This window comes from Acidovorax sp. ACV02 (genome assembly GCF_014851475.1).
Classification (GTDB): domain Bacteria; phylum Pseudomonadota; class Gammaproteobacteria; order Burkholderiales; family Burkholderiaceae_C; genus Acidovorax; species Acidovorax delafieldii.
The window spans coordinates 1-24622 of record NZ_JACUZU010000012.1 but is presented as its reverse complement, the minus strand read 5'-3'; the positions used below and the strand labels follow the sequence as shown (position 1 = coordinate 24622).

The 24622-nt window shown below is 66.0% G+C and carries 18 protein-coding genes and 1 pseudogene; 13 read left to right on the top strand and 6 right to left on the bottom strand.

Going from position 1 to position 24622, the window contains the following annotated elements:
* Positions 1-46: 46 nt before the first annotated feature.
* The 6 genes from IB236_RS22685 to IB236_RS22660 all read left to right on the top strand — a co-directional run bounded on the left by IB236_RS22685 (position 47) and on the right by IB236_RS22660 (position 5897).
* Entirely contained in the window at positions 47-1063 is a 1017-nt protein-coding gene (locus tag IB236_RS22685; protein ID WP_192422309.1) for an NADP-dependent oxidoreductase, read from the top strand.
* On the top strand, positions 1063-1515 hold the full coding sequence (locus IB236_RS22680) for a GNAT family N-acetyltransferase (protein ID WP_192422308.1): 453 nt from the start codon (positions 1063-1065) through the stop codon (positions 1513-1515). Before IB236_RS22685 ends, IB236_RS22680 begins: the two co-directional genes overlap by 1 nt.
* Before the next feature lie 53 nt (positions 1516-1568).
* A complete protein-coding gene (locus tag IB236_RS22675; RefSeq protein ID WP_192422307.1) occupies positions 1569-3236 on the top strand; it encodes an isovaleryl-CoA dehydrogenase in 1668 nt (555 codons plus the stop codon).
* A 30-nt stretch (positions 3237-3266) separates the two neighbouring features.
* Positions 3267-4202: a glutathione S-transferase family protein gene (locus tag IB236_RS22670; protein WP_192422306.1), complete on the top strand. Its 936-nt coding sequence runs from the start codon at positions 3267-3269 to the stop codon at positions 4200-4202.
* Between the two features lie 148 nt (positions 4203-4350).
* Complete coding sequence (locus IB236_RS22665) at positions 4351-5256, top strand: SDR family oxidoreductase (RefSeq protein ID WP_056063479.1); 906 nt, start codon at positions 4351-4353, stop codon at positions 5254-5256.
* Between the two features lie 50 nt (positions 5257-5306).
* Entirely contained in the window at positions 5307-5897 is a 591-nt protein-coding gene (locus IB236_RS22660) for a methylated-DNA--[protein]-cysteine S-methyltransferase (RefSeq protein WP_192422305.1), read from the top strand.
* 6 nt (positions 5898-5903) lie between these two features.
* Here the strand turns inward: IB236_RS22660 and IB236_RS22655 are convergent, their stop codons facing one another.
* Entirely contained in the window at positions 5904-6686 is a 783-nt protein-coding gene (locus tag IB236_RS22655) for an IclR family transcriptional regulator (RefSeq protein ID WP_192422304.1), read from the bottom strand.
* Between the two features lie 242 nt (positions 6687-6928).
* Between IB236_RS22655 and IB236_RS22650 the strand changes: the two genes are divergently transcribed.
* The 6 genes from IB236_RS22650 (at position 6929) to IB236_RS22625 (ending at position 19581) form a co-directional block, all read left to right on the top strand.
* Complete coding sequence (locus IB236_RS22650; RefSeq protein WP_192422330.1) at positions 6929-7882, top strand: TRAP transporter substrate-binding protein; 954 nt, start codon at positions 6929-6931, stop codon at positions 7880-7882.
* A 129-nt stretch (positions 7883-8011) separates the two neighbouring features.
* Positions 8012-8461: a type II 3-dehydroquinate dehydratase gene (locus IB236_RS22645; protein WP_010465590.1), complete on the top strand. Its 450-nt coding sequence runs from the start codon at positions 8012-8014 to the stop codon at positions 8459-8461.
* A gap of 384 nt (positions 8462-8845) precedes the next feature.
* Positions 8846-9088, top strand: a complete 243-nt coding sequence (locus tag IB236_RS22640) for a hypothetical protein (RefSeq protein ID WP_192422303.1) — start codon at positions 8846-8848, stop codon at positions 9086-9088.
* A 59-nt stretch (positions 9089-9147) separates the two neighbouring features.
* Positions 9148-17763 (top strand): GH36-type glycosyl hydrolase domain-containing protein, encoded by an 8616-nt coding sequence (locus IB236_RS22635; RefSeq protein ID WP_192422329.1) that lies wholly within the window; start codon positions 9148-9150, stop codon positions 17761-17763.
* 226 nt (positions 17764-17989) lie between these two features.
* Complete coding sequence (locus IB236_RS22630; RefSeq protein WP_056746691.1) at positions 17990-18664, top strand: Crp/Fnr family transcriptional regulator; 675 nt, start codon at positions 17990-17992, stop codon at positions 18662-18664.
* Positions 18665-18876: 212 nt separating this feature from the next.
* Entirely contained in the window at positions 18877-19581 is a 705-nt protein-coding gene (locus tag IB236_RS22625) for a Crp/Fnr family transcriptional regulator (RefSeq protein ID WP_056746240.1), read from the top strand.
* 49 nt (positions 19582-19630) lie between these two features.
* Here the strand turns inward: IB236_RS22625 and IB236_RS22620 are convergent, their stop codons facing one another.
* A complete protein-coding gene (locus IB236_RS22620; protein WP_056746237.1) occupies positions 19631-20302 on the bottom strand; it encodes a BON domain-containing protein in 672 nt (223 codons plus the stop codon).
* Between the two features lie 169 nt (positions 20303-20471).
* Entirely contained in the window at positions 20472-21374 is a 903-nt protein-coding gene (locus IB236_RS22615; protein ID WP_225581327.1) for a GGDEF domain-containing protein, read from the bottom strand.
* Positions 21375-21691: 317 nt separating this feature from the next.
* Between IB236_RS22615 and IB236_RS22610 the strand changes: the two genes are divergently transcribed.
* Positions 21692-22717, top strand: a complete 1026-nt coding sequence (locus tag IB236_RS22610; protein WP_146871978.1) for a diguanylate cyclase — start codon at positions 21692-21694, stop codon at positions 22715-22717.
* An 18-nt stretch (positions 22718-22735) separates the two neighbouring features.
* Here the strand turns inward: IB236_RS22610 and IB236_RS22605 are convergent, their stop codons facing one another.
* From IB236_RS22605 to IB236_RS22595, 3 genes and pseudogenes are all read right to left on the bottom strand, one after another.
* Positions 22736-23821, bottom strand: coding sequence for a DUF72 domain-containing protein (locus IB236_RS22605; protein ID WP_192422301.1), 1086 nt, complete (start codon positions 23819-23821; stop codon positions 22736-22738).
* Positions 23822-23867: 46 nt separating this feature from the next.
* Positions 23868-24272: a hypothetical protein gene (locus IB236_RS22600; RefSeq protein WP_056063453.1), complete on the bottom strand. Its 405-nt coding sequence runs from the start codon at positions 24270-24272 to the stop codon at positions 23868-23870.
* A 241-nt stretch (positions 24273-24513) separates the two neighbouring features.
* Positions 24514-24622 (bottom strand): annotated as a pseudogene (locus IB236_RS22595) (DUF4148 domain-containing protein); the annotation flags it as partial.

The window sequence follows — 24622 nt, the reverse complement described above, 5'->3', positions numbered from 1 at the left end:
GGCAGCTATCAAAAACATAGTGTTGAATTTTCTGAAGGAGCTTTCCATGCCACGCAACCAACAAATCGTTCTCGACAACCGTCCCCAGGGCGAAGCGGTGGCCAGCAACTTCAAGCTGGTCGCGACCGACACGCCCGCGCTGCAGGACGGCCAGGTGCTGGTGCGCCACCACTACCTGAGCCTGGACCCCTACATGCGCGGCCGCATGAACGAGAGCAAGAGCTACGCCGCGTCGCAGGCGCTGGGCGAAGTCATGATCGGTGGCACCGTGGGTGAAGTGGCCGAGAGCAAGCATCCCAAGTACGCCGTGGGCGACAAGGTGGTGGGCATGGGCGGCTGGCAGGAATACAGCGTGGTCAATGCCGACCAGCCCGGCGCGCTGCGCAAGGTCGATACGACTCATGTGCCGCTGTCGCACTACCTGGGCGCCGTGGGCATGCCGGGTGTCACGGCCTGGTACGGCCTGGTCAAGATCATTGCGCCCAAGGAAGGCGACACCGTGGTGGTGAGCGCCGCCACGGGCGCCGTGGGCAGCGCTTTTGCGGCCCTCGCCAAGGCCCGTGGCTGCCGCGCGGTGGGCATTGCGGGCGGTGCCGACAAGTGCAAGTACGCAGTGGAAGAACTGGGCTTTGACGCCTGCATCGACTACAAGCAGCACAGTGACGTGAAGGCCATGTCCAAGGCCCTGAAGGAAGCGTGCCCCAACGGCATCGATGGCTACTTCGAGAACGTGGGCGGCTGGATCATGGACGCCGTCATGCTGCGCATGAACGCCTTCAGCCGCATCGCCCTGTGCGGCATGATCGCCGGCTACGACGGCGCACCGCTGCCCATGGCCAACCCCGCGCTCATGCTCATCAACCGCATGAAGGTCGAAGGTTTCATCGTCAGCGAGCACATGGAAGTCTGGCCTGATGCTCTCAAGGAGCTGGGCACGCTGGTCGGCAACGGCAAGCTGCGCCCGCGCGAAACCATTGCCCAAGGCATTGCCGCCGCGCCCGAGGCCTTCCTGGGCCTGCTCAAGGGCAAGAACTTTGGCAAGCAACTGGTCAAGCTGATCTGATGATGCTGAAGTGGACCTGGGCCCGCTTCGACGACCTGGGCGTGCATGCGCTGCATGACGCCCTGGCCTTGCGCTGCAAGGTCTTCATCCTGGAGCAGGGCCCGTACCAGGACCCAGACGAAGCGGACAAAAAGTCCTATCACCTGCTGGGCTACGACGAGACGGGTGTGCTGCAAGCCTGCCTGCGTGTGGTGGACCCGGGCGTGAACTACCCCGAGCCCTCCATCGGCCGCGTGGTCACCGCCAAGGAAGCGCGTGGCAACGGCACGGGCCGGGCGCTGATGCAGGAGGGCATTGCCCGCTGCAGCCAAGCGTGGCCGGGGCGTGACATCCGCATCAGCGCGCAGGCCCATCTGCGGGGCTTTTACGGCAGCCTGGGCTTCGAGGCCGTGTCCGACGAATACCTGGAAGACGACATCCCGCACGTTGAAATGCTGAGAAAGGCGGGCTGACGCCGCCGCAGCCCCCTCGACCATTCACCCCGCCCACCCGTGAAGGAGCCGACATGACCCTGCCCACCGCCTCCCTGGCGCGTACCCATGACGTCTTCAACCAGAGCACGCCATGGGCGGATGTGAACCTGTTCACCACCAACCTGCCGCTGCAGGATGCGTTGCGCCTGCATGCGCCCGGACTGGGTGTGGCGGGCCTCACGGCGCTGGGTGCCGAGATGGGCTCGGCCGAGATGCTGACCCACGCGCGCCTGGCCAACACCCACAAGCCCCAGCTGCGCACACATGACCGCTTTGGCCACCGCACGGATGTGGTGGAGTTCCACCCCAGCTACCACGCGCTGATGTGCGCCGCGCTGCGCCACGGCCTGCATGCCACGCCGTGGTCGCGCCAGGACACGGGCCACGCGCATATGGAGCGCGCGGCCGGCTTCATGCTGTTCACCGAGGCCGAGCCCTCGGTGCTGTGCCCCGTGTCGATGAGCTACGCCGTGACCCCGGCATTGCGAGGCAATTCAGCGGTATGGGCGGACTGGAGCAAGGGTTTGGCGAGTACGCAGTACGACCCGCGCCTTGCGCTGTTCTCGCAGAAATCCGCGCTCACCATGGGCATGGGCATGACCGAGAAGCAGGGCGGATCGGACGTGCGCGCCAACACCACGCAGGCCGTGCCTGATGGCGACGATGCCTGGGGTGCGCGCTACCGAATTACCGGGCACAAGTGGTTCTTCTCAGCGCCGATGTGCGATGCGTTCCTGATCCTGGCGCAGGCGCCCGGCGGGCTCACCTGTTTTTTCCTGCCGCGTGTGCTGCCCGATGACACGGTCAATGCGATCCGCATCCAGCGCCTGAAAGACAAGCTGGGCAATCACGCCAATGCCAGTTCCGAGGTCGAGTTCATCGGCGCGATGGCCTGGCGCGTGGGCGAAGAGGGCCGGGGTGTGGCGCAGATCCTGGAGATGGGCACCATGACGCGGCTGGACTGCGCGCTGGGCACCAGCGGCCTCATGCGGCAGGCGCTCAGCATTGCGCTGCACCACACGCGCCAGCGCTCGGCCTTTGGCAAGAAGCTCATCGAGCAGCCGCTGATGCGCAATGTGCTGGCCGACCTCGCGCTCGAAAGTGACGCAGCCACTGCGCTATCCATCAGGCTTGCAAGCGCTTTTGATCGCAAAGAGAAAAGCGAGCACGAAGCCCTGATGGCCCGCCTGCTCACGCCAGTCGCCAAGTTCTGGGTGTGCAAGCGCGGCAGCGTGTTTGCGCAGGAGGCCATGGAATGCCTGGGCGGCAACGGCTATGTGGAGGAGGGCGGTGAGGGCGTGATGGCTCGCATCTACCGCGAGATGCCGCTCAACTCCATCTGGGAAGGCGCGGGCAACATCATGGCGCTGGATTTGATGCGCGCTGTGCGCCGCGCCGATGCCGCCGCCGCGCTGGACGCCGAACTGGCACCCGCACGCGGCGCCCACCCGGCGCTGGACCGTCTGGCCGGCGCACTGCCCCTGCGTGTAGACGCCATGACCACCGAGGCCGAGGCCCGGCGACTCGCCCAGGATGTAGCGTTGGCAGTGCAGGCGGCCCTGTTGCTGCGCAGTGCGCCCGGCGCAGTGTTCCGCGCGTTTTGCGACTCGCGCCTCTCCGGTGACTGGGGCTACAGCTTTGGCACGCTGGGCGCGGGCGTCAACCTTGACGCCATCTTGGACCGCGCACTTCCGGCCTGAGCCATCCCACAGAATTTTGCGGAGAAACCCATGTCCCACCTCATCCTGCACCACTACCCCTCGTCCCCGTTTTCCGAAAAGATCCGTGCGGTGCTCGGCTTCAAGCAGCTGGCCTGGAAGTCCGTCATCATCCCCAGCGTCATGCCCAAGCCCGATGTGGTGGCGCTGACCGGCGGGTATCGCAAGACGCCGTTCTTGCAGATCGGCGCCGATATCTATTGCGACTCGGCCCTGATCTGCGATGTGCTGGAGCATGAGCATCCCGAACCCGTGCTGTATCCGCCGCATCTGAAGGGCGTGTCGCGCGTGTTTGCGCAGTGGGCCGACACCACGCTGTTCTGGGCTGCCATGGCCTACAACCTGCAGCCCAAGGGCGCCGCCGTGTTGTTTGCCAACCTGCCGCCAGCGGCCGCGCAAGTGTTTGGCGAAGACCGCCGCGAGATGAGCGCGGGCATGCAGCGCCTGCGACCGGCCGATGCCACGGCCGCCTACCGCTCGTACCTGCGGCGTATTGCGCACATGGCCGAGGAACACGACTTCCTGTTCGGCGCCGAGCCTTGCCTGGCCGACTTTGCGGCCTACCACCCGCTGTGGTTCACGCGCCAGTGTGTGCCCGTGATGGCCGACATCTTTGCCGCCACACCCGCCGTGCTGGAGTGGATGGACCGCATCGCTGCGCTGGGCCACGGCCGCATGGAGAAGTTCAGTGCCGCCGACGCCATCACCGTGGCTGCGGGCATGGAGCCGCTGCCGCTGACCGACGACGTGTTCCAGGACGAGCACGGCATCCCGCTGGGTACCCAGGTCACGATTGCCGCCGAGAGCTTTGGCACAGAGCCCACGGAAGGTGAGCTGATTGCCGCCACCCGCACCCGCTACACCTTGCGCCGTGCCGACCCGCGTGCGGGCACGGTGCACGTTCACTTTCCCCGTATCGGCTACGTGCTGCGGCCGGTGGCGCCCTGAACAACGGCAGCCTTTTTGATCGCGTTGCGCCCGATGCGCTCTGCGTGTTCGGGCGGCGTTGGTCGAAGCCGTGTGTCGGCATGAAAGCCGTCCCGTGTTTCACGACCGCACCCCATCATCCATCGACAACCCCTAGGAGACACAAAACATGATTGACAACTTTGCCGGCAAAACCGCCGTCCTCACCGGCGCAGGCTCGGGCTTTGGCCTGGAATGCGCGCGCATTGGCGCCCGCCTGGGCATGAACCTGGTGCTGGTCGATGTGCAGCAGGACGCGCTCGACGCTGCAACGGCCGAGATGCAGGCCGCAGGCGCCCAGGTGCTGGCGCGCAAGGTGGACGTGTCGAACGCCGCCCAGATGGAGCAACTCGCCGCCGACGTGCAGCAGCGCTTTGGCGCACCGCACCTGGTGTTCAACAACGCAGGCGTGGGCGCGGGCGGCCTGGTGTGGGAAAACTCGGTCAAGGACTGGGAGTGGGTGCTGGGCGTAAACCTGTGGGGTGTGGTGCACGGCGTGCGCCTGTTCACCCCCATGATGCTGGCAGCCGCCAAGGCCGACCCCGCTTGGCGGGGCCACATCATCAACACCGCCAGCATGGCGGGCCTGCTGGCAGCGCCCAACATGGGCATCTACAACGTGAGCAAGCACGCAGTGGTCAGTCTGTCGGAGACGCTGTATCAGGATTTGTCGCTGGTTACTGACCAGATCGGCGCCAGTGTGTTGTGCCCGTTCTTTGTGCCCACCGGCATCAACCAAAGCCACCGCAACCGCCCCGGCGACCTGCCTGCCGAAAAGCCCACCAAGAGCCAGCTCATCGGCCAGGCGATGAGCGACAAGGCCGTGGGCAGTGGCAAGGTGACTGCTTCCGAGGTCGCGCAAAAGGTCTTCGACGCTGCTGCCCAGGGCCAGTTCTACATCTACAGCCACCCCAAGGCCCTGGCCTCGGTGCAGACGCGCATGGAAGACGTGATGATGGGTCGCAACCCCACCGACCCGTTTGCCGCCAAGCCCGAGCTGGGTGCACAGTTGCGGGCAGCGCTGAGGGCTGATTAAGCCAGAGGCGCTTGATTTACATGCCCTGAATGCTATTCAAAGAGTAGCAAATGGCCGCAGAGCTGCACGCCAACGACACGGCGCACCGCCCCACAGGCGGCTATGCGCTGTTCCCCACGGCCATCGGCCACTGCGGCATTGCATGGCGGGGGGCGCTGCTTGTGGGGGTGCAGTTGCCGGAAGACGCGGGCGAGGTGGCAACGCGTGCCCGCATGCAGCGCCGGTTTCCGCAGCTCGCCGAAGCTGCGATGCCACCCGATGTGGCAGCCTGGGCAGCACGCGTGGTGGCCCTGCTTGAAGGTGCGCAGGACGACCTGCGTGATGTGCCCTTGGCGCTCGACGCCGTGCCTCCCTTCCACGCCCGCGTGTACGAGCTGGCCCGCCGCATTCCACCCGGCAAAACCATGACCTATGGCGAGATGGCCGCCGCATTGGGCGAACCGGGTGCTGCGCGTGCCGTGGGCCAGGCGTTGGGCCACAACCCGTTTGCGCCTGTGGTGCCGTGCCACCGCATCCTGGCGGCGAACGGCAAGACAGGCGGTTTTTCGGCCGGTGGCGGCGCCACCACCAAGATGCGCATGCTGGAGATCGAGGGCGCGTTTGCGCACGAGACCCTGGCGTTGTTTGCACCCAGGGGCTGAAGGGGTTCAGCCGCGCTTTTTGAGCAGGGGCGACCCCGCGCTGGCCATGGCCAGCTCGTGCGTGGTGTTAAGCAGGGCAGGGCCCAGGGCCTGCATGCGCTCGGGCGTCAGGCGCACCAGCGGGCCCGCAATGGTCACCACCCCGATCACCGGGCCGTTGCCTTGCCGGATGGGTGCGGCCATGGCCGTCATGGCCGGTGCGAACACCTCGACGATGGTGCTGAAGCCCTGCTGCCGTGCGGTGCGCAGGTAGGCCAGCAGGGCCTTCACGGTGGTGGGGGCGTTGGGGCCGTAGTCCTCGGGTTTGCCAAAACCCTGGCGCGCCACCAGGGCCAGGGCCGCTTCATCGCTCATCGTGGAGAGCCAGGCGTGGCCGGCCGAGCTGCACGACAGGTTGACCGACAGGCCCATGTCTGGGTCGTAGCGCAGGCCGCGCACGGCCCCTTGCGCCTTGGCCACAAAGGTCAGCGCGTCGCCATCCACCACGGCCAGACGCACCAGTTCGCCAGATTCGGCGGCCAGCCGGTCCAGCAGGGGCTGGGCAATGTCCACCACGCCCGTGGCGCTCAGATAGCCCAGGCCCAGCGACACCAGCTTGATGGTGAGCATGTAGTTGCCCTGGCTCTGGTCCTGCCGCACGTAGCCGCAACGGATCAACTCGGCCAGCAGGCGGTGCGTGGCGCTCAGTGGCATGTCCAGTTCGGAGGCCAGGCTCGACAGGGCCTTGCCTTCAGGGTGTGGAGCGAGGTGCTCCAGGACTTTGAAACTGCGTTCAAGGATGCTGCTCATGGCGGGGGCTCTTCGTGATCGTGAACCGGTTTTTCCAGGATACCCAAGCGCTGGTTCTTCGGGCGCAATGTATCAAAAACTGTTAAAGGGTTTCTACTGTGGAAACAGTTTCCACTTTATTCATACGATGCAGTCCCCGATGCACTCCGGGCCTGGTGTGCACATTGCTGGTCTCTTTTTGTGGAGAAGTCCCTGTGAAAAAAACTGCTTGCCTTCTGGCGGCCGCTGGCCTGTCCTTCTTGATGGCGCTGCCCGCCGCCGCGCAGCAGGAGCGCGTGATCCGCTTCGGGCACCTGAACAATGCCGACCATCCCGTGAGCTTTGGCGTCAAGCGTTTTGGCGAGTTGCTGGCGGCCAAGAGCGGCGGCAAGATGAAGGTGATGGAGTTCCCCGCCTCGCAGCTGGGCAACGAGATGCAGCAGCAGTCGGCGTTGCAGGGCGGTGTGCAGCAGATGTCGGCCCCGGCCACCACCTCGCTGGCCGGCATCGTCAAGGAATTCGGGTTGGTGGACTTCCCCTTCTCGGTGGCCAACTTTGCGCAGGCCGATGCGCTGCTCGACGGCCCCCTGGGCCAGGCGCTGATCGCCCGATTGCCCGAGAAGGGCCTGGTGGCCCTGGGCTACTGGGACCTCGGTTTTCGCAACGTGACCAACAGCAGGCGCCCCATCACCAAGGCCGATGATTTTGATGGACTCAAGCTGCGCGTGATCCCCAACCCGGTGTTCCTGGAGACCTTCAAGGCCTTCAAGGCCAACCCCGTGCCCATGCCGTTTGCCGAGCTGTACGGCGCGCTGGAAGCCAAGGCCGTGGACGGCCAGGAGAACCCCTATGCCGTGATCCTGTCGAACAAGATGTTCGAGGTGCAGAAGTACGTGAGCGCCACCAACCACGTGTACGCCGCCAACATCGTGCTGGTGAGCAAGAAGTTCTGGGACCAGCTCACCCCCGCTGAGCAGAAGATGATGCACGACGCTGCCAACGAGTCGCGTGGCTACCAGCGCCAGGTGAGCCGCGCTGCAGCGCAGCGTTCGGTGGGTGACCTGCAGGCCAAAGGCATGGCCTACAACGAGATCACGCCCACCGAGCTGGCGCGCATGCAGCAGATCGCCAAGCCCGTGATCGAGAAATTCGCGGCCACCTATGACCCGGCGATCGTCAAGCTCTACAACGACGAACTCGCCCGCATCCGCAAGTAAGAGCGCCTGGCAAAACTCTTCTGGCGTCGTTACTGCGTCTTGTCGTGCTATTCGCACTGCCTGCGACGCAGCGCCTAGCCAGAACCGCTTCGCTGAGCTTTGTCAGCCGCTCCCAATCCTGAACACCCCATGAAAATCCTCATCCTCCACGGCCCCAACCTCAACCTGTTCGGGCGCCGCGAACCCCATATCTACGGCACCACCACGCTGGCCCAGATCAACGAGCGTTTGCTCAAGCTCGCTACAGAGCTGGGTGTGGAGCTCGACATCGTGCAGTCCAACCACGAGGGCGCGCTCATCGACTTCCTGCACGCGAACATCGATGCAGCGCAGGGCGCACTCGTGAATCCTGCGGGGCTGACACAGCACGGCGTGCCGCTGCACGATGCCATCAAGGCCATGCCTTTCCCGGTGATCGAAGTGCACATGTCCAACATCGCTGCGCGCGAGGCCTGGCGCGCGCATTCCATCATCTCGCCCGCCGTCAAGGCCACGGTGCAGGGCTTCGGTCCCCACTCCTACCTGGCCGGGCTGCGGGCGCTGGTGGACAGCCTGCGCGAGGCCGCCCAGGTTGCCTGAGCGGTGTGCGCGCACGGTGGTGGGCGTTCAACGTGTCTTCTGAAAATTCGTAGTCCAGTGATGGACTGGCGCTGACTTGTGCCGTGCTGGTGCCGAGCAGTGTTTGATTCGTTATTTTTGGATCAAATCGACCGCTAGTGCTTTGATGTATTGCGCTGTGCGCTATACAAATAGTAGCGTTGTAGTTGACTTCAACGCTACCCACCTCGCCAGTAGCTTTGCCAGCGAAGCCAGGCATCAGGTGGTGAGGTGCCTGGGCAAAAATCAGACTGGCTGGGGTCTGTTCGATAGCGCACAGACGCGCAGCATGTGCCCCTTGTACAAGAGGATCGGAGCGCACCCGCCATGTGGTTGCGCCATTCACTTGTGTACCAGGAGCCGCCCATGTCCCATCCATCCAACCTTGCCTCCGCGTGGGACACGTCTTCCGTGGGGCAGCCGGCAGACATATCGCTGCTGGAACTCTCCCATCTGGGTGAACATCTGGAGCATTGCGGCGCATTGCGGGGGCCGCTGGACCGGTTGCTCGGTGGCGCTGCATGGCTGCAGGCCCAGGTGGCAGAGCATGTGGTGACGGTTGCACTGCTGGTCACGTTGCTGGTGGGGGCTGTATCGCTGGTGCGGTAGGGCGCGCGCGCATGGGCTTACGCACACCATGGCCCTGGGTTCCCTCCGCGATGGACCGCATGCTCGATGCCCGGGCAGGCCCGGTGCTGGAGCCCCTGCGGGCCGAAGTGTTTGGCGTGGCCCGCTTCGAAGAGCATGGCCGGCACCTCGGTTCCTCCCACGACGCAGGCAAGGCGCCCTTTGGCCGCACCACGTTTTACCCGCGCCTGCAGAGCAACATCCGCGCACTACGGGGCGCGTACCGCTACCTGTTTGACGCACCGCATGACGAGCATGCGATCAGCCCCGCCGCTGAATGGCTGTTTGACAACTTTCATTTGATCGAAAGCCAGCTCAAGGAGATCCGGGCCGGGCTGCCGCCGCGTTACTACCGCTCGCTGCCCGTGCTCAAAGACGCCCCGCTGGTGGGCCTGCCGCGTGTGTACGGTGTGGCCTGGTCGTTTGTGGCCCATACCGACAGTGCGTTCGATGAATCGCTGCTCGTGCAGTACCTGAACGCTTACCAGGAGACCCGCGAGCTGAGCCAGGGCGAGCTGTGGGCGTTGCCCACCACGCTGCGCGTGGTGCTCATCGAAAACCTGCGCCGCCTGGCAGAGCGCCTGGCCAGCCACAAGGCCGCGCAGGAGCTGGCCAGCCTGTGCGCCGCCCGCAGCCAGGACCTGAACGGGCTGACACTGGATGCTGCCTGCGCCGCCATGGAGCGGCGTGGCGTGGCCCCGGTGTTCCTTGCCCACCTGGCGCAGTCGATGATGGGGCGCGGCGTGGTGGGCGGGCATGCCGCTGCAGGCACGCCATCGCCCGTGCAGCAGTGGTTGTTGTCCGCGGTGCCCGACCTGGTGGCGTTGCAGGCCCAGCAACAGATTAACCAGGCCGCCGACCAGCTGAGCATGGGCAATGCCGTTACCGCACTGCGGCGGGTGGGCGCTGCCGACTGGTCCGACATCATCAGCCAGACCAGCCTGGTGCTGCGCGCCATGCTGCAGTCGCCCGTGTTTGCGGCCGAGGACGAGTCCACCCGCAACACCACCTTGCATGGCATTGAAAACCTGTCAGCCCGCAGCGGGCAGGGCGAGGCCGCGGTGGCGCGGACGCTCCTATTGCTGATGTCGGGCGCAGACCGTGAGCCTCAGGATGAGACTGGGGCTGAACAGGCGTTGGCAGGCTATTGGCTGCAAGGCGCCGGGCGCGGCCAGCTGGAGCATGCCCTGGGCGTGCGCCGACATACCACCGATGTGTTGTCCCTGTGGCGTTCTGCGGTGGGTCTGTCGCGTGTGCCGTTGTACCTGGGCGCATTGCTGCTGGGCTCGCTCGGTCTGCTGGCCTGGCTGATGGCGCCCCTGTGGGGTGTGCAGGCGGGGCCCGATACCAGCGCAGCCCATCTTGCGGGCCTGGCGCTGGTCGCCGCTTTGTTGCTGCTGCCCGTCTCCGAGATCGTGGTGGCCGTGGTCAACCGGCTCATTGGCGAATCCGTCCGGCCCACCTACATGCCCCGCTACCTGCTGCCAGCGGGCATTCCGGTATCGGCACGTGTGCTGGTGGCGATCCCGGCGCTGCTCAGCAGCACCGGCACCATCGACCGGCTGGTGCACCGCCTGCACCTGCATTACCTGGCCAACCCCGAGCCCTGTGCGCAGTTTGCGCTGCTGACCGACGGTGTGGATGCCGATCTGCAAGACCTGCCCGAAGACGGCCCGCTGCTGGCCCATGCCCAGAGCCAGATGCAGGCCCTGAACCAGCAGCACCCCTTCACTCCAGGCAGTGCCCCGCGTTTTGTGCTGCTGCACCGCGCGCGCACCTACAGCCCTACGCAGCAGCAGTGGATCGGCTGGGAGCGCAAGCGCGGCAAGCTCGAACAGCTGGTGGCCGCACTCGCCACCGGGGGGCAGGGCGCCTTCCTGGACCTGGACGAACTCTCGCACCTCGCACCGCAGACCCGCTATGTGCTCACGCTGGACAGCGATACGCAGCTGCCCCCGGGCCGCCTGCGCAGCCTGGTGGGTGTGGCTGAGCACCCCGAGAACCAGCCCCGGCTGGATGCCACAGGCCAGCGCGTGGTGCAGGGCTACGGCATCCTGCAGCCCCGGGTGCTGGCGCCACTGCCCACTTTTGCCACCACCTCGTTGTGGCAGTGGCTGTTTGCGGGCCAGCAGGGGCTGGACCCGTACAGCGCCATGACCTCCGACGTGTACCAGGATTTTTTTGCCGAAGGCAGCTTCACCGGCAAGGGCCTGCTGCATGTGGCCACCGTGCACGCCGTGCTGGGCGGGCGCCTGCCAGCCGACCAGGTGCTGAGCCACGACCTGCTTGAAGGTGCGCTTGCACGCTGCGCCGTGGTGAGCGATGTGACGCTGGTGGAGGCGGAGCCCGAACACAGTGACACCGCCGCCGCCCGCCTGCACCGCTGGACGCGGGGCGACTGGCAGCTGTGGCCCTTTCTGGCCCAAGCCCATCGCTGGGGCCTCTCACCCACCAACCGCTGGAAGCTGCTGGACAACCTGCGCCGTTCGCTCGTGGCACCCGCATCGCTGGTACTGGTGGTGCTGGCCCTGGTAGGGCTGGGCCTGCCTTTGGCCAGCACGCTGGCGCTGGTGGTGGCTGCCTATGTGGCTGCGCCCTTGATGGGCGCGCTGGCGGGCTGGGTGCCCAGCCGCTTTGGGCTGGTCGGCATGCGTTTTGTGCACGAAGCATCGGGCGACCTGTTGCGCGCCCTGGCCAGTGGTGTGTGGCACCTGGCCCTGCTGCCGCAGCAAGCGCTGCTGCTGGGCGATGCCGTGGTGCGCTCCGTGCACCGGCAGGCCGTGAGCCGCTGGCACCTGCTGGAGTGGACCACGGCCGAGGCCGCGCAGAGCAGCCTGATCACAGGCCTGGGCGCCACGCTGCGCAGACACAAGGCGACCCCCTTGCTGGCGCTGGGCTGTGGCCTGGCACTGTGGGCCTGTGGAACCTTGGTGCCTTGGACTTTGGTGGGGCCGCTGCTGGCGCTGTGGGCGCTGTCGCCGCTGCTGGTGTGGCTGGCCAACCGCGTTCCGTCTGGCCTGGGCAAACCAACCTTGTCGGTACAAGACCAGGACCTGCTGCACGGCGTGGCGCGAGACACCTGGCGATTGTTCGAGCGCTGTGTAGATGCCTCCAACCATCACCTGCCGCCCGACAACCTGCAGACCGCCCCGTATGAAATGGTGGCGCACCGTACCTCGCCCACCAACATCGGGCTGTACCTGCTGAGCGCAAGTTGCGCGCGCCAGTTCGGCTGGATCGGCACGCTGGAGCTGCTCGACAGGCTCGAAGCCACCCTCGCGACCCTGCAAGTGATGGAACGGCACCGGGGCCACTTCCTGAACTGGTACGACACCCAAACCCTGCAGCCTCTGCACCCGCGTTATGTGTCCACGGTGGACAGCGGCAACCTCTGCGCCCAACTGGTGGCCGTGGCGCAGGCCTGCCATGCGCTGGCGGCGCAGCCGCTGTCGCCGCAGGCGGGCGAGCAGGCCATCCGCGCATCGCTGGCGCGGCTGCAGCCCCGGCTGGGCATCCACCACCCAGGCATGCGCGGGTTGCACCACCCCTCTGCGCTGAGCCGCCTGCTTGGCATGCGCCCGCCAGACGCAGCGCATCTGCCAGAGGCCACGGCGTTTCGCGCGCTGCTGGCGCAGGCGCAGGACGAACTGCGCAGCATGGCCCAGCCACGCCACCCGGCCATCGTGCACAGCCCGCCCACCGAACAGGACGAACTGCTGTGGCTGCTGGCCGACCACCTGGCCACACTGCAGTCGGTGGACCGTGACCAGCAAGCAGCACACCACGGCGGCGCACCCGAGACCACGCGCCGCCTCATGGCCCTGGCCGAGGGGCTGGATGCCCTGGCCTGGCAGGCTGACTTCAGGTTTCTGTATCACCCCCGACGGCATCTTTTGCACATTGGCTACCGGGTGGACGAGCAGCAGTTGGACACCTCGTTTTATGACCTGCTCGCGTCCGAGTCGCGCACCACCAGCCTCCTGGCTGTGGCCAAGGGCGACCTGCCGGTGAAACACTGGGCGGCCCTGGGGCGGCCGTTTTTTGCGAGCGGCCACCATGCGGTGCTGCGCTCGTGGTCGGGCTCGATGTTCGAGTACCTGATGCCCACGCTGGTCATGGCTGAGCCGTATCACAGCGCACTGGGCGAGGCCGGACGGTCGGCCCTGCGCGAGCAGGCGGCGCTGGTGCAGGGGCTGGGCAAAGATATGCCCTGGGGCATTTCTGAATGCGCCTATGCTGGGCGCGACCACACCCTGGCGTACCAGTACGCGCCGCAAGGCGTGCCACGCCTGGCCTTGCGCCGCACGCCGGTGGGCGAGATGGTGATTGCGCCCTATGCCACGGCGCTGGCCACGCAGGTGGATGCCCGCGCAGCCTGCGCCAACTTCCGCACCCTGGAAGCACTGTCGGCGCGTGGGCGCTACGGCTTCCACGAGGCATTGGACTTCACGCCCGAACGGCAGACCCACGGCGAGCGGTTTACCCTGGTCAGCACCTACATGGCCCACCACCAGGGCATGACCATCGTGGCGCTGGCCAATGTGCTGCTCAGCGGCGTGGCCCAGTGCTGGGGCACGGCGCATGCCCGCATCGAGGCCGTACTGCCGTTGCTGCAGGAGCGCGCCCCGCGCGAACTGCCCACCTTGCAGGCGACACCGCCGCGTCTGCCGCTGCATGCGCGCCAGCAAAAGACGCCAGACCATGTGCGCAACGTCACCCCTGGCGCCCACGCGCTGGAGCCCACACACTTACTGGGCAACGGGCGCTACAGCGTCACACTGCGCGCCAACGGGGCAGGGTGGAGCCGCTGGCACCAGACGGGTATCACCCGCTGGCGCGACGATGCGCTGCGGGACGCACATGGCAGCTTTCTGTATGTGCGGCAGATGGGCTCCAGCGTGCCCGTGTCCGTCACCAGCCACCCCGCTCCCGATGCGCGAGCGGTGTACGGCAGCATCTTCCACACCGACCGCGTGTGTTTTGATGCACTGTGGCCGGGGTTGCGCGTGCACACCACGGTGTGGGTGAGCCCGGAAGACGACATCGAACTGCGCAAGGTGGTGGTGAGCAACCTGGGCGACGCGGTGATCGAGCTGGAGCTGATATCGGCCTTGGACATCACCCTGGCCACCCACGCGGCCGACGAGGCGCACCCGGCGTTCTCCAACCTTTTCATTGCCGCCGATTGGCTGCCTGCACAGCGGGCCCTGCGGTTTGTGCGCACCCCCCGCCTGCAGACCGAGGCCACGCTGCAGGCTGCACACTTTGTGGCCGATACCCAAGGTCATGTGCTGGGCCTGCGTTGCCAGACCGACCGGCAGCTCTGGCTGGGGCGCAACCACACGCCAGGCCAGCCGTTGGCGATGCTGGACTGTGTGCCGGAGGTGCCCGCCACGCTGGACACGGGCCTGGACCCCGTAGCCGCCCTGGGCGTGATGCTGCGCATTGCGCCTGGCGCGCAGGCCTGTGTCACGTTTGCCACGGCGGCATCGCCAGACCCGGCCACGCTGCTGGCCATCATCGACAAGTACCGCCAGCCCAGCTATCTGGAGCGGGCATCGGCCATGTCGGCCACGCTCGCCAGCATCCAGTGGGCATCGCACCGCCCGCACCGCGACTACCTACCCGCGCTGCAGGCACTGACCACGGCGCTGGTGTTCACGCTGCCCAAGGTCCACAGCACCCACCTGGGTGTGCTGACCGAGGCTCAGGCAGCCCACCCCGTGTGTGACCGGCGCACGCTCTGGCAACTGGGCCTGTCGGGTGATCGACCCATGGTGCTGGTGATGGCCGGGTCGCCCCAGGGCATGGGCCTGCTGCGCACGCTGGCCCAGGCGCTGCGCGAATGGGCGCATGGCGGCGTGGCCTGCGACCTGGTGGTGCTCAGCACTGAATCGCACTCGTACCACATGCCCTTGCAGCGCGAGCTGACGCTGCTGCGCGAACACCACGATGCCGACCTCGCCATCCACACCGGTCCGGCGGTGACCAGCCTGCGGGTGCTGCGGCTCGATGAGCTGTCGGCTGCACAGCTGGGCACCTTGGCGAGCCTGGCCCGTATCACCCTCCATGCTGATGGCCATGCCCTCATGCACCAGGTAAAGGCCTGGGTGGCTGCCCATGGGGTGTCCATGGCCAGCCCTTGGCGCGGCGGTGCCACGGACGAAGTACCCACGCACCAGGGCAGCGCCCCGGTGCTCGCGCCAGTGGGCGGCTTTGCACCTGCGACCGGTACCTTTGGGTTTGAAGTGTCGGCAATGCTGCGGCCTGCCAAACCCTGGGTCAATGTGCTGGCCAATGCGCAGCTGGGGACCATGGTGTCGGAAAGCGGCGCAGGCAACACCTGGGCGCTCAACAGCCGCCTGAACCAGCTCACCGCGTGGTCGAATGACCCGGTGGCTGACCCGCCCGCCGAATGGCTGTTGTTGCAGGACCGCCGCACGCGCGAGGTGTGGAGCCTGACGCCTTCGGCCTGGGGCGCCGCCGATGTGGTGTACGGCGTGGAACATGCCCAGGGCACCACCACCATCCGCCACCGCAGAGGCGCGCTGGAGGTGGAGGTGCGCTGGTGCGTGGACCCCGTCACCGCCATCAAGCAGGTGTTTGTGCAGGTGCGAAACCTGGGCAACCGGCGCGAGCACTTGCGCCTGGTGGGCATGGTGGAGTGGATGATGGGTGAAAAGCGCAGCGACCGCGCCACGCTGGCCACCGCACCGTGTTTTGCACCACTGCCCGATGGCCGCTTGCTGGGCCTGTTGTGCACGCAGACCGAGGCGGCTGCGGGCTTGGGCGGGGGCACGGCCTTTTTCTGCGAGGCCTCGGCTGGGCCGGGCACGGACGACCGTGCCAATGACAGCCTGGACTGGACTTGCGACCGCAGCGAGTTCTTCGATGCGCAGGGCGATCTGGTGGTACCCCTGCAACTGGGGCAGCGCAGCGGTTTTGGGCTGGACCCCTGTGCAGCGTTGTCGCGTTTGGTGACCTTGCGGGCCGGGGCGATGTTTGAGCGCGTGTATCTGATGGGCTACGCCCCCACCGAGGCTGCGGCACGCACGCTGGGCGCCCAGGCCATGGCCGTTGCGGCCCGCACGCGAGAGAAGGCCACCCTCGACCAGTGGAATCTCCTGCTGGGCGCGACGCAGGTGGCCACGCCCGATCCACTGTTTGATGTGCTGGTCAACCGCTGGCTGCTGTACCAGACGGTGTCTTCGCGCCTGTTTGCCAAAGCGGGCTTTTACCAGGCGGGCGGTGCCACGGGCTACCGCGACCAGTTGCAGGATTCCATGGCGCTGGCCTGGGCGCAGCCGGGCACCTTGCGCGCGCAGATCGTGCTGTGCGCATCGCGCCAGTTTGAAGCGGGCGATGTGCAGCATTGGTGGCACACGCCGGGCGGGGCCGGGGTGCGCACCCATTTCTCGGATGACCTGTTGTGGTTGCCCTTTGCCTGCGCTCATTATCTGGAGCGCACTGCAGACCACGGTTTGCTGCAGGAGCAGGTGGCGTTCCTTGAAGGTTCTGCGATCCCCGACGGGGCGGAAGACATCTACGAATCCCCCAGCGCCAGCGCCACAACGGCCAGTGTGTACGAGCATGCCGCCCGCACCATAGACCGCAGCCTGCGCACCGGCGCACATGGCCTGCCGCTGATGGGCGGGGGCGACTGGAACGACGGCATGAACCGCGTGGGCGACGGTGGGCGCGGTGAATCGGTGTGGCTGGCGTGGTTCCTGTGCGCCATCGTCACCGACTGGATTCCGATCGCCCGCGATCATGGCGATTGGGAGCGCGTGCAGCGCTGGGACGCTGCCCTGACCGGCTGGCGCGTGGCACTGGAAAACCAGGCGTGGGACGGTGACTGGTACCAGCGCGCCTTTTTTGACGATGGCACGGCCCTGGGCAGCCACACGCGGGACGAGGGTCGCATTGACCTGATCGCGCAGGCCTGGGCAGTGCTCTCGGGCGCAGCAAAGCTTGCGCGGCAGCGCCAGGCCATGGACGCGGTCGAGGCGCATCTGATCAACCCCGCAGCAGGCTTGATCCAGCTCCTCATGCCCCCATTGCGCCATGCATCACCTAGCGCGGGTTACATCCAGGCCTACCCGCCCGGCGTGCGCGAGAACGGCGGGCAGTATGCCCATGGCGGCGTATGGGCGCTGATGGCCGCTGCAGAACTGGCGCTGCAGAAGCCTGAGCACCCCGGTGCGTTCGATGTGCCTTACCGTTACTTCACCTACCTGAGTCCGGCGCACCGCGCCCAGCACCCCGTCTGGGGGCCGGTGTATGCCGTCGAGCCCTATGTGATGGCGGCCGACATCTACAGCCAGCCGCCCTATGTGGGGCGCGGCGGCTGGAGTTGGTACACCGGAGCAGCAGGCTGGCTGCACCGAGCAGCGGTGGAGTCCATCGTGGGGCTGCAGATGCGGGCGCAAGAGCTGTTCTTCACGCCTTGTCTGCCGCCACACTGGCCGGGTTCAGAGCTGACGCTGGTGCGTTCAGGACGCACGCTGCGGTTTGTGCTGGTGCGCGTTGCCGCAGGAGCCTCAGCGGTCTTGCCGTCGAACGTCCCACCGGACGCCCGATGGTTGCAGGTGGGCGAGCGGCTACGCTGGGGTGACGGGCCCGATGGCCAGTGTTTTGTGATTCCGTTGCCTGGGTAGGGCATGCGCAGAGTGCATCTTTTGTGGGGCCTTGGTGCACCTTGACATCCGGCATTTGGTAATTGTGTGTATGTGCGATACCGTACAGACCTTGTTCGGCGCGCTGCCACAAACTTGCGGCATGCCCAGGCGGCAGGCAAGGCCGCAGGGGCACAGCACCGCGATACACCAAGGTTCCACCATAAAACGCTCCAATATCCCCCTTCAAAACCAGTTGCTGGCAGCCTTGCCCGAGCCAGACCTGCAGCGCTGGCTTCCATTGCTGGAACCTGTGGAACTGGCTTTGGGACAGGTGCTGTACGAATCGGGTGCGGCCATGCCGCACGTGTATTTCCCCACCAGTGCCATCGTGTCGCTGCTGTATGTGCTGGAGGATGGCGCGTCGGCGGAGATCGCGGTGGTGGGCTACGAGGGCTTGGTGGGCATATCGATCTTCATGGGCGGTGGAACCACGCCCAGCCGGGCAGTGGTGCAAAGTGCTGGGGCGGGATTTCGGCTGCGTGCGGACGTCATCAAATCCGAGTTTGAACATGCAGGACCGGTCATGCACCTGTTGCTGCGCTACACGCAGGCACTCATCACCCAGATGGCACAAACCGCCGTGTGCAACCGCCACCACTCGCTGGACCAGCAGCTGTGTCGCTGGCTGCTGCTGAGCCTGGACCGCTTGCCCAGCACCCAGTTGATCATGACGCAAGAGTTGATCGCCAACATGCTGGGCGTGCGGCGCGAAGGGGTGACCGAGGCCGCACTCAAGCTGCAGCGGTCGGGCCTCATCAGCTATGCGCGCGGGCACATCAACGTGCTGGACCGCCCGGGGCTGGAGCGCCGCACCTGCGAGTGCTATGAGGTGGTCAAAAAGGAATACGACCGACTGCTGCCATTGGTCGTAGCGAGCTAGGGGCGCCGACCTGGCAGACAGTGTGAATCGGTCCCCCTCTGATCCTGCGGGATGAAGACGTCGCACAGGGCCTGCACCCTGTGTGCGCTGGCAGACAGTCGCACCGCGCAAAGCCACCCACACTGGGCTCCACCTTGCGCAAGGCAAGGCATTGCGCAGGGGTCCTGGCGCTGCACTCCCGTGCAGTGCGGACAACAGCCCAAGGCCCCGCAATGCAAAGCAAAGACAACACCCTTCTTCAGCAACTGCCGACTGCGGCGCGCGAGCGTTTGCTGCAGCACTGCGAGCCCTTCGAGCTGGTACTTTCAGCCGAACTGAGCACCCGCGGCCGACCACTGGCGCATGCCCATTTCCCGACCGAAGGTTTTTTGTCGCTGGTCATTGATGTGGACAGCCACCCCCCGCTGGAAGTGGGGATGGTGGGGTCAGAGGCCATGCTGGGCTCGGAGCTGATCCTGGGGCTCGCAGCCACGCCGTGGCGGGCCCTGGTGCAGGGCGCCGGGTCTAGCTGGCGCATTGGCGCCAAACAGTTGCGTGCGCAGATCGACGCGATTCCCGAATTGGAGGCCTTGATTCAGGCCTGCCTGCTGGCGCGACTGCACCAGCAGACGCTGGCTGCAGCGTGCCAGCGCTATCACCTCATTGCCCCCCGCCTGGCGCGCTGGCTGCTGATGAGCCAGGACCGATCGTTGTCGGACTCGTTTCACCTCACGCAAGAATTCATGGCACTGATGCTGGGCGTGCGCCGCGTGGGAGTGACGGAGGCGGCGGGGCACTTTCAGGATGCGGGCCTGATCACCTACCAGCGGGGTGAACTCACCGTGCTCAACCGTAAAGCGTTGGAGGCCGAGGCCTGCAGTTGCTACGCAGCGGACAAGGCCATCTATCGTCGGTTGATGAAATACAGCAGCCCGTAGCTCGCCGGAGTTCTGGCTAAGGACTGCGGGTACCGGGTTGACTTCTCATTCACGGTTTGATCTGCAGATCGTCTTGAATGCTGCGAATGCCCAGCACGCTGTGGGCAATCGTCACCCAGCGGTTGGCGCGGGGCATGCCCTGTGGTTGCATGACATTGGGAGATTCAGGCGCCGGAATGGGTGGGGGCAGGGGGGAATCGGCATGCACTGCACTGGCGGGGGCGGAGTGCTCGTCGGCACCCGTTGGGGCGTGGCGTTCCTGGTAGAGCTGGCTGGGTACGGGAGCCAGCAACCGCTTGGCGCGCAGCGCCTGCAGGTCCGGCGTGTGGCCTTGGCGTACTGCCAGAGCCGGCGCGGTGCCATTGGAGAACATGAAACTGTCCACCGATTTCACACCGGACACGGTTTGCGCCACAAACACAGCCAGGTCGATCTGCGTGGGGTCTGCGGCCATGCCGCTGAGCAGCACCACGCCCTGGTGCGATTCCACACGGATGTTGTAGCTATTGACTACGGGTGACAGGATGAGTGCGGCCCGCACCCGCGAAGTGATCACGCCGTCTTCCAGATAGGCCACCGGCGACGGGCTGGCGGGTGGCCACTCGGTCACCATATCGCTGCGCTTGCAGCCCTGCAGCGGCAGCAGTGCAAGCACCATCATCAGCGCAGAAAGGGCGGTGGGCAGCGGCTGTTGGTGACGCTGAAGTGTCGGGTGGCGCATGGTGAAAGATTCCCTGGAAAAGCCCGGTCGCCCAAGCGGGGTTGGCCGTATCTTCACTGTGTGCCCCCGTGGTGCGTTTGTCTGTTCGTAACCGTACCCACCCAGGTGTGAGCAGCCGTTGCGGGCTGCGAAGCCAGGCTGATGGCTGCCGCAAGCCAGGGCCTCCAGCTCAAGGGTGCTGGTCCGGGCGGTCTGTGATGTCGGTACCTTCCGTTTTTCCAAACGCATACCCGCATCGTTCGCGCTTGGCGGCATACATGGCTGCGTCGGCACAGGCCAGCAGGGCGTCTGCCTGCGTGCCATGCTGGGGGCAGATGGCCACCCCGATGCTGGGGCGCACCAGCAGTTGCAGGTGGCCAATCTTCATGGGGCAACACACCGCCTGCAGCAGTTTGGCGCACAACTGGTGTAGCGGCGCTTCGTCCGCCACACCTCGGAGCAGGCAGGCAAACTCATCGCCGCCCAGGCGCACCACCAGGTCGCCATGGCGCACAGCGGCGTTCAGTCGCGCGGCTGTGATGCGCAATACCTCGTCGCCCACGCCGTGACCGTGGGTGTCGTTCACGGTCTTGAAGTTGTCGAGGTCGATGAACAACACCGTCGGTCCGGGTTGCAGGGAGTGCCTTTGGTCCAGCAAGTCTTCCAGGCGCAGTAGCAGATGGCGCCGGTTGGGCAGGTTGGTCAACTCGTCGTGCAGCGCCTGGTGTCGCGCCAGGCGCTCACCGTTGCGCACGCGGTCCAAATCGGCCAGCGCCTGGGTCAGTGCCGCCTGAGTGCCTTCCATGGTGCGCTCCAGGGCGTGGCGTTCTGCGGCTTCACGCGCCATTACCTGCAGCATCTGCTGCATGGCTGCCACACAGGTGCTCACACTGGGCTCGCCCAGGTTTTGATTGGCATGCGATGGGGGCGCCATCCACAGCCGGCCGTGCTGGGTGCTGGAGCCCTGTGCCCACTTCACTTGCAGCGAACGCAGCCACAGCTTCCAGCGCTGGACTTGTTCTGCTGTGGGCCAAGTGGCCGCCAGGGCCTTGCCCCACTCCCATGGTCTTTGGTTGCTGTCCATACGATTCATCAGGTGTTTCCGCCTCGCGGCACGAAGACGGTATGAGCCACAACACCGACGCCGCTCCGGTGTGCCTGCCTCACCAGGTCAAGCGGTTGGCGGGCCAGCCAAGGCATCTGAACAGTGATTTGCCAGTGCCAGAGTCTGCTTGCTGCAAGGGGCGTGTACCGTCTGGCAGCGCACATAAACGTGGTAGGCAGCGCTGGCAAGGTCAATGTTGCAGGTGTTACATTTGTTCGAAGCGTTAGCTGCCGCGGGCGCAGCGCCTTTGCAAAGCGCTTCAGGCCGTTGCCCAGCACCTTCCGTCCCCGCCAAGGAACCGTCCCATGTCACCAGAACGCCAACGGCTCATCCGCATGCTGTTCGACGAGTACATCGAGATGTATGCCGGACGCGATGCCCGGCTGGTGGATCGCTTCAGCGAGAACTTCAGCGGCTTTGCGGGCAGCAGCGACAAGCTCATCAAAACCCGCAGCGAATGGGTGGACATCACGCAGACCGACTTTGCGCAGGTGCCCGGGCGCATCGGCATCGAGGTGCTGGACCTGTTCCCGCAGGAACTGGGCGCCGATGTGCTGGCCGTGACCGCGTTTTTCCACATCCACCTGCCCAACCCCGACCCGCTGTTTGCCAGCGAGACCGCCCGCTTGGTGCTCGTCTTCCGGCAGGAGGGCGATGACTGGAAGATTGCGCACAGCAGCATCTCCATCCCGTATGGACTGGCCCGAGACGGCGAGGTGTACCCCGTCAGCCGCCTACAGCAGCGCAACCAGGAGCTGCAGACGTTGGTGGATGAGCGCACCCAGGCGCTGGCCCAGGCCAACAACCAGCTGCAGCTGCTCAGCAACACCGACGGCCTGACCGGTATCGCCAACCGCCGCCATTTTGACCAGACCTTGGCCCATGAATGGGCTCGCGCACAACGGGCCCACGGACCGCTGTCGCTGATCATGCTGGACGTGGATGTGTTCAAGCACTTCAACGACCACTACGGCCATCTGGCGGGCGATGCCTGCCTCAAATCCCTGGCCTTGACGCTGGCACAGACCGGGGGACGGCGCGATGGCGACCTGGTGGCGCGCTTTGGCGGCGAGGAGTTTGTGGTGCTGCTGCCCGGCGCCGATGCCCAGGTCGCCCTGGAGATGGCCCAGCACATCCAGCAAGCCATCCGGGCACTGGCCCTGCCGCACGAGGGTGCGCCGTGGGGCATCGTGACGGTGAGCTTCGGCGTGGCCACCATGGCGCCGCAGCGCGAGCAGCTGGCCGAAGAGCTGGTACGCCGCGCGGACCGCGCGATGTACCGTGCCAAGCAAGGCGGCCGCAACCGCATCGAGCAGGCGCCGGAGCAATAAAACCGGGTGGGTCGAGTTTTACCTGGCCGCCAGCCGAGCGAATTCTTCCGCCACGCCCCGCACCGTGAGTGGCGCACAGCCTTCGGCATGGTTGCTGATGGTCACGAAGGCGTTCTGTCCACGGCCTGTGATGCCTGCGATCACTGCGGCCAGTGCCGCCCGGGTGTCCAGGTCCGGGTGGTGCAGGCGGTCGTAGGGTTCGTACATCCGCTCGGCCTCTTCATAGCCGTAGGGGCCGTGCACAGGGTTCAGGTTCCAGCGGCACACCAGCGGGCTAGGCCACAGAGCACGCAGCAGGGGCAGTTGGTCGGGGAGCGGCGGCATCTTGGCATGCAGCCCCAGGCAATAGGTGGCGCCCGCTTCACGCAGCACGGCCGCAAAGTCGGGCGTCAGCCACTCGGGGTCGCGCACCTCCACGGCAATCACCCCATCGGGCGCCAGTGGTGCCAGCGGGGGCAGGGCCAGCAGCATGGCACGCAGGCGATCCAGCAAGGCGGGCATGCGATCCAGCTGCGCCAGCGGCAGGGGGCTGAGCTGGAATACCAGCGCGCCCAGCTTGTGGCCCAGGCCCTGGAGCGCCGGCTCCACACATTCGCTGCGGGCCAGCTCGGGGCTCAAGAACGCCGGGTTGGGCTGGCGACCGCGTCCGTCTTCGCTGCGCACCAGTGCATCCGTCACCACGCTGGGCGCCTTGACCACAAACCGGAAGTCGTCGGGCACCTGCGACGCATAGCGCTCGTACTGGCTCACCGTGAGCGGTCGGTAGAAGCTGCGGTCGATGCTCACCGTGCGCATCAGCGGGTGCTGGGCGTACACGGCCAGCCCCTGTTTCGACAGCTGCGTGTCGGAATGCTCGCCCTCCCACACCAGGCCTTTCCAGCCAGGGTAGGTCCATGACGAAGTGCCCAGGCACAACTGGCGGGGCAGGGCAGCAGCCAAGGCTTCCAGAGCGTCGTCCAGAACAACTGAGGCTACCGTGCCAGACCGAGTACGCCGTGCAGTGGACTCAGCGCCTTGCGTGGGGGATGGAGCCGATGGCCCGTTGGCCGGCACGTCTGCCGGCGGGGGCTTGGGAAGCGTGTCGCCAAAAAGATCGTCTTGCATGCGCTGCGGTGGTGCGGCTTGGTGCGGTACGGCGGGGCAGGTTGCGCTACGAGCTGCCAAACAGCCCGCTCTCGTCCAGCAGGTCAAACGTGATCTGGGGGTGGGTGTCCATGCTTTTCTTGATGGCAGCCGGTATGGCCTGCCGTGTCTTGCGGCACAGGCCCGGCTGTTCGTGCACCAGGATCGCAATTCCCCGCAGGCTGCGCACCTCGTTCGGGCTTTGGGTGATAGACAGGCGGATGCCCAGTTGCTGCTCCATGCGCTCCTGCATCCTGCGCAGGTCGGCAAGACTGCCCAGGTTCTCCAGGCGCTCCAGCATCTTCTTTTCTTCGCTGCGCGTGAGCATCAGGATGCGCAGATCTCCCCCCGGTGCTTGCAGCAACGCCTCCCGGTCGCACACGCAGGTGCCAGGGGGGCATTCGGTACGGATGGGGAAAGGTGGGAGGGACATGAAGCGGCGTGCGAACAGTCCTTCATTCTATGAAGGGCTGACCGTGCCGAGCGTGTGGCCACCCGCAAGTCCATGCGGCCCAACAACAAAAAGGGCTCCCAAAGGGAGCCCTTTTTGCCTGCCCGCCCCTGCGGTTCAGTTAACACTCCCCATGGCAGCAGCACCCGCACCGCGCGAAGTGCCACCACCATGGGAAGTCCCGCAACTGCTTCAATCCAACCCAAGCAGTTGGTCTGCCAAATTACATGGCGCTGAATTCGCCCGAAGGGATCTGGCCGGTGCGCACGGCTTCGGCAGCCTGTGCACGCACGGCAGCGCGGTCAGCGGTGAATTGGTAGGTCACCACACGC

Bases quoted from the DNA above. Each gene is read 5' to 3' on its own strand.
- IB236_RS22685 (WP_192422309.1), top strand. From the start codon at position 47: ATGCCACGCAACCAACAAATCGTTCTCGACAACCGTCCCCAGGGCGAA.
- IB236_RS22680 (WP_192422308.1), top strand. From the start codon at position 1,063: ATGATGCTGAAGTGGACCTGGGCCCGCTTCGACGACCTGGGCGTGCAT.
- IB236_RS22675 (WP_192422307.1), top strand. From the start codon at position 1,569: ATGACCCTGCCCACCGCCTCCCTGGCGCGTACCCATGACGTCTTCAAC.
- IB236_RS22670 (WP_192422306.1), top strand. From the start codon at position 3,267: ATGTCCCACCTCATCCTGCACCACTACCCCTCGTCCCCGTTTTCCGAA.
- IB236_RS22665 (WP_056063479.1), top strand. From the start codon at position 4,351: ATGATTGACAACTTTGCCGGCAAAACCGCCGTCCTCACCGGCGCAGGC.
- IB236_RS22660 (WP_192422305.1), top strand. From the start codon at position 5,307: ATGGCCGCAGAGCTGCACGCCAACGACACGGCGCACCGCCCCACAGGC.
- IB236_RS22655 (WP_192422304.1), bottom strand. From the start codon at position 6,686: ATGAGCAGCATCCTTGAACGCAGTTTCAAAGTCCTGGAGCACCTCGCT.
- IB236_RS22650 (WP_192422330.1), top strand. From the start codon at position 6,929: ATGGCGCTGCCCGCCGCCGCGCAGCAGGAGCGCGTGATCCGCTTCGGG.
- IB236_RS22645 (WP_010465590.1), top strand. From the start codon at position 8,012: ATGAAAATCCTCATCCTCCACGGCCCCAACCTCAACCTGTTCGGGCGC.
- IB236_RS22640 (WP_192422303.1), top strand. From the start codon at position 8,846: ATGTCCCATCCATCCAACCTTGCCTCCGCGTGGGACACGTCTTCCGTG.
- IB236_RS22635 (WP_192422329.1), top strand. From the start codon at position 9,148: ATGCTCGATGCCCGGGCAGGCCCGGTGCTGGAGCCCCTGCGGGCCGAA.
- IB236_RS22625 (WP_056746240.1), top strand. From the start codon at position 18,877: ATGCAAAGCAAAGACAACACCCTTCTTCAGCAACTGCCGACTGCGGCG.
- IB236_RS22620 (WP_056746237.1), bottom strand. From the start codon at position 20,302: ATGCGCCACCCGACACTTCAGCGTCACCAACAGCCGCTGCCCACCGCC.
- IB236_RS22615 (WP_225581327.1), bottom strand. From the start codon at position 21,374: ATGAATCGTATGGACAGCAACCAAAGACCATGGGAGTGGGGCAAGGCC.
- IB236_RS22610 (WP_146871978.1), top strand. From the start codon at position 21,692: ATGTCACCAGAACGCCAACGGCTCATCCGCATGCTGTTCGACGAGTAC.
- IB236_RS22605 (WP_192422301.1), bottom strand. From the start codon at position 23,821: ATGCAAGACGATCTTTTTGGCGACACGCTTCCCAAGCCCCCGCCGGCA.
- IB236_RS22600 (WP_056063453.1), bottom strand. From the start codon at position 24,272: ATGTCCCTCCCACCTTTCCCCATCCGTACCGAATGCCCCCCTGGCACC.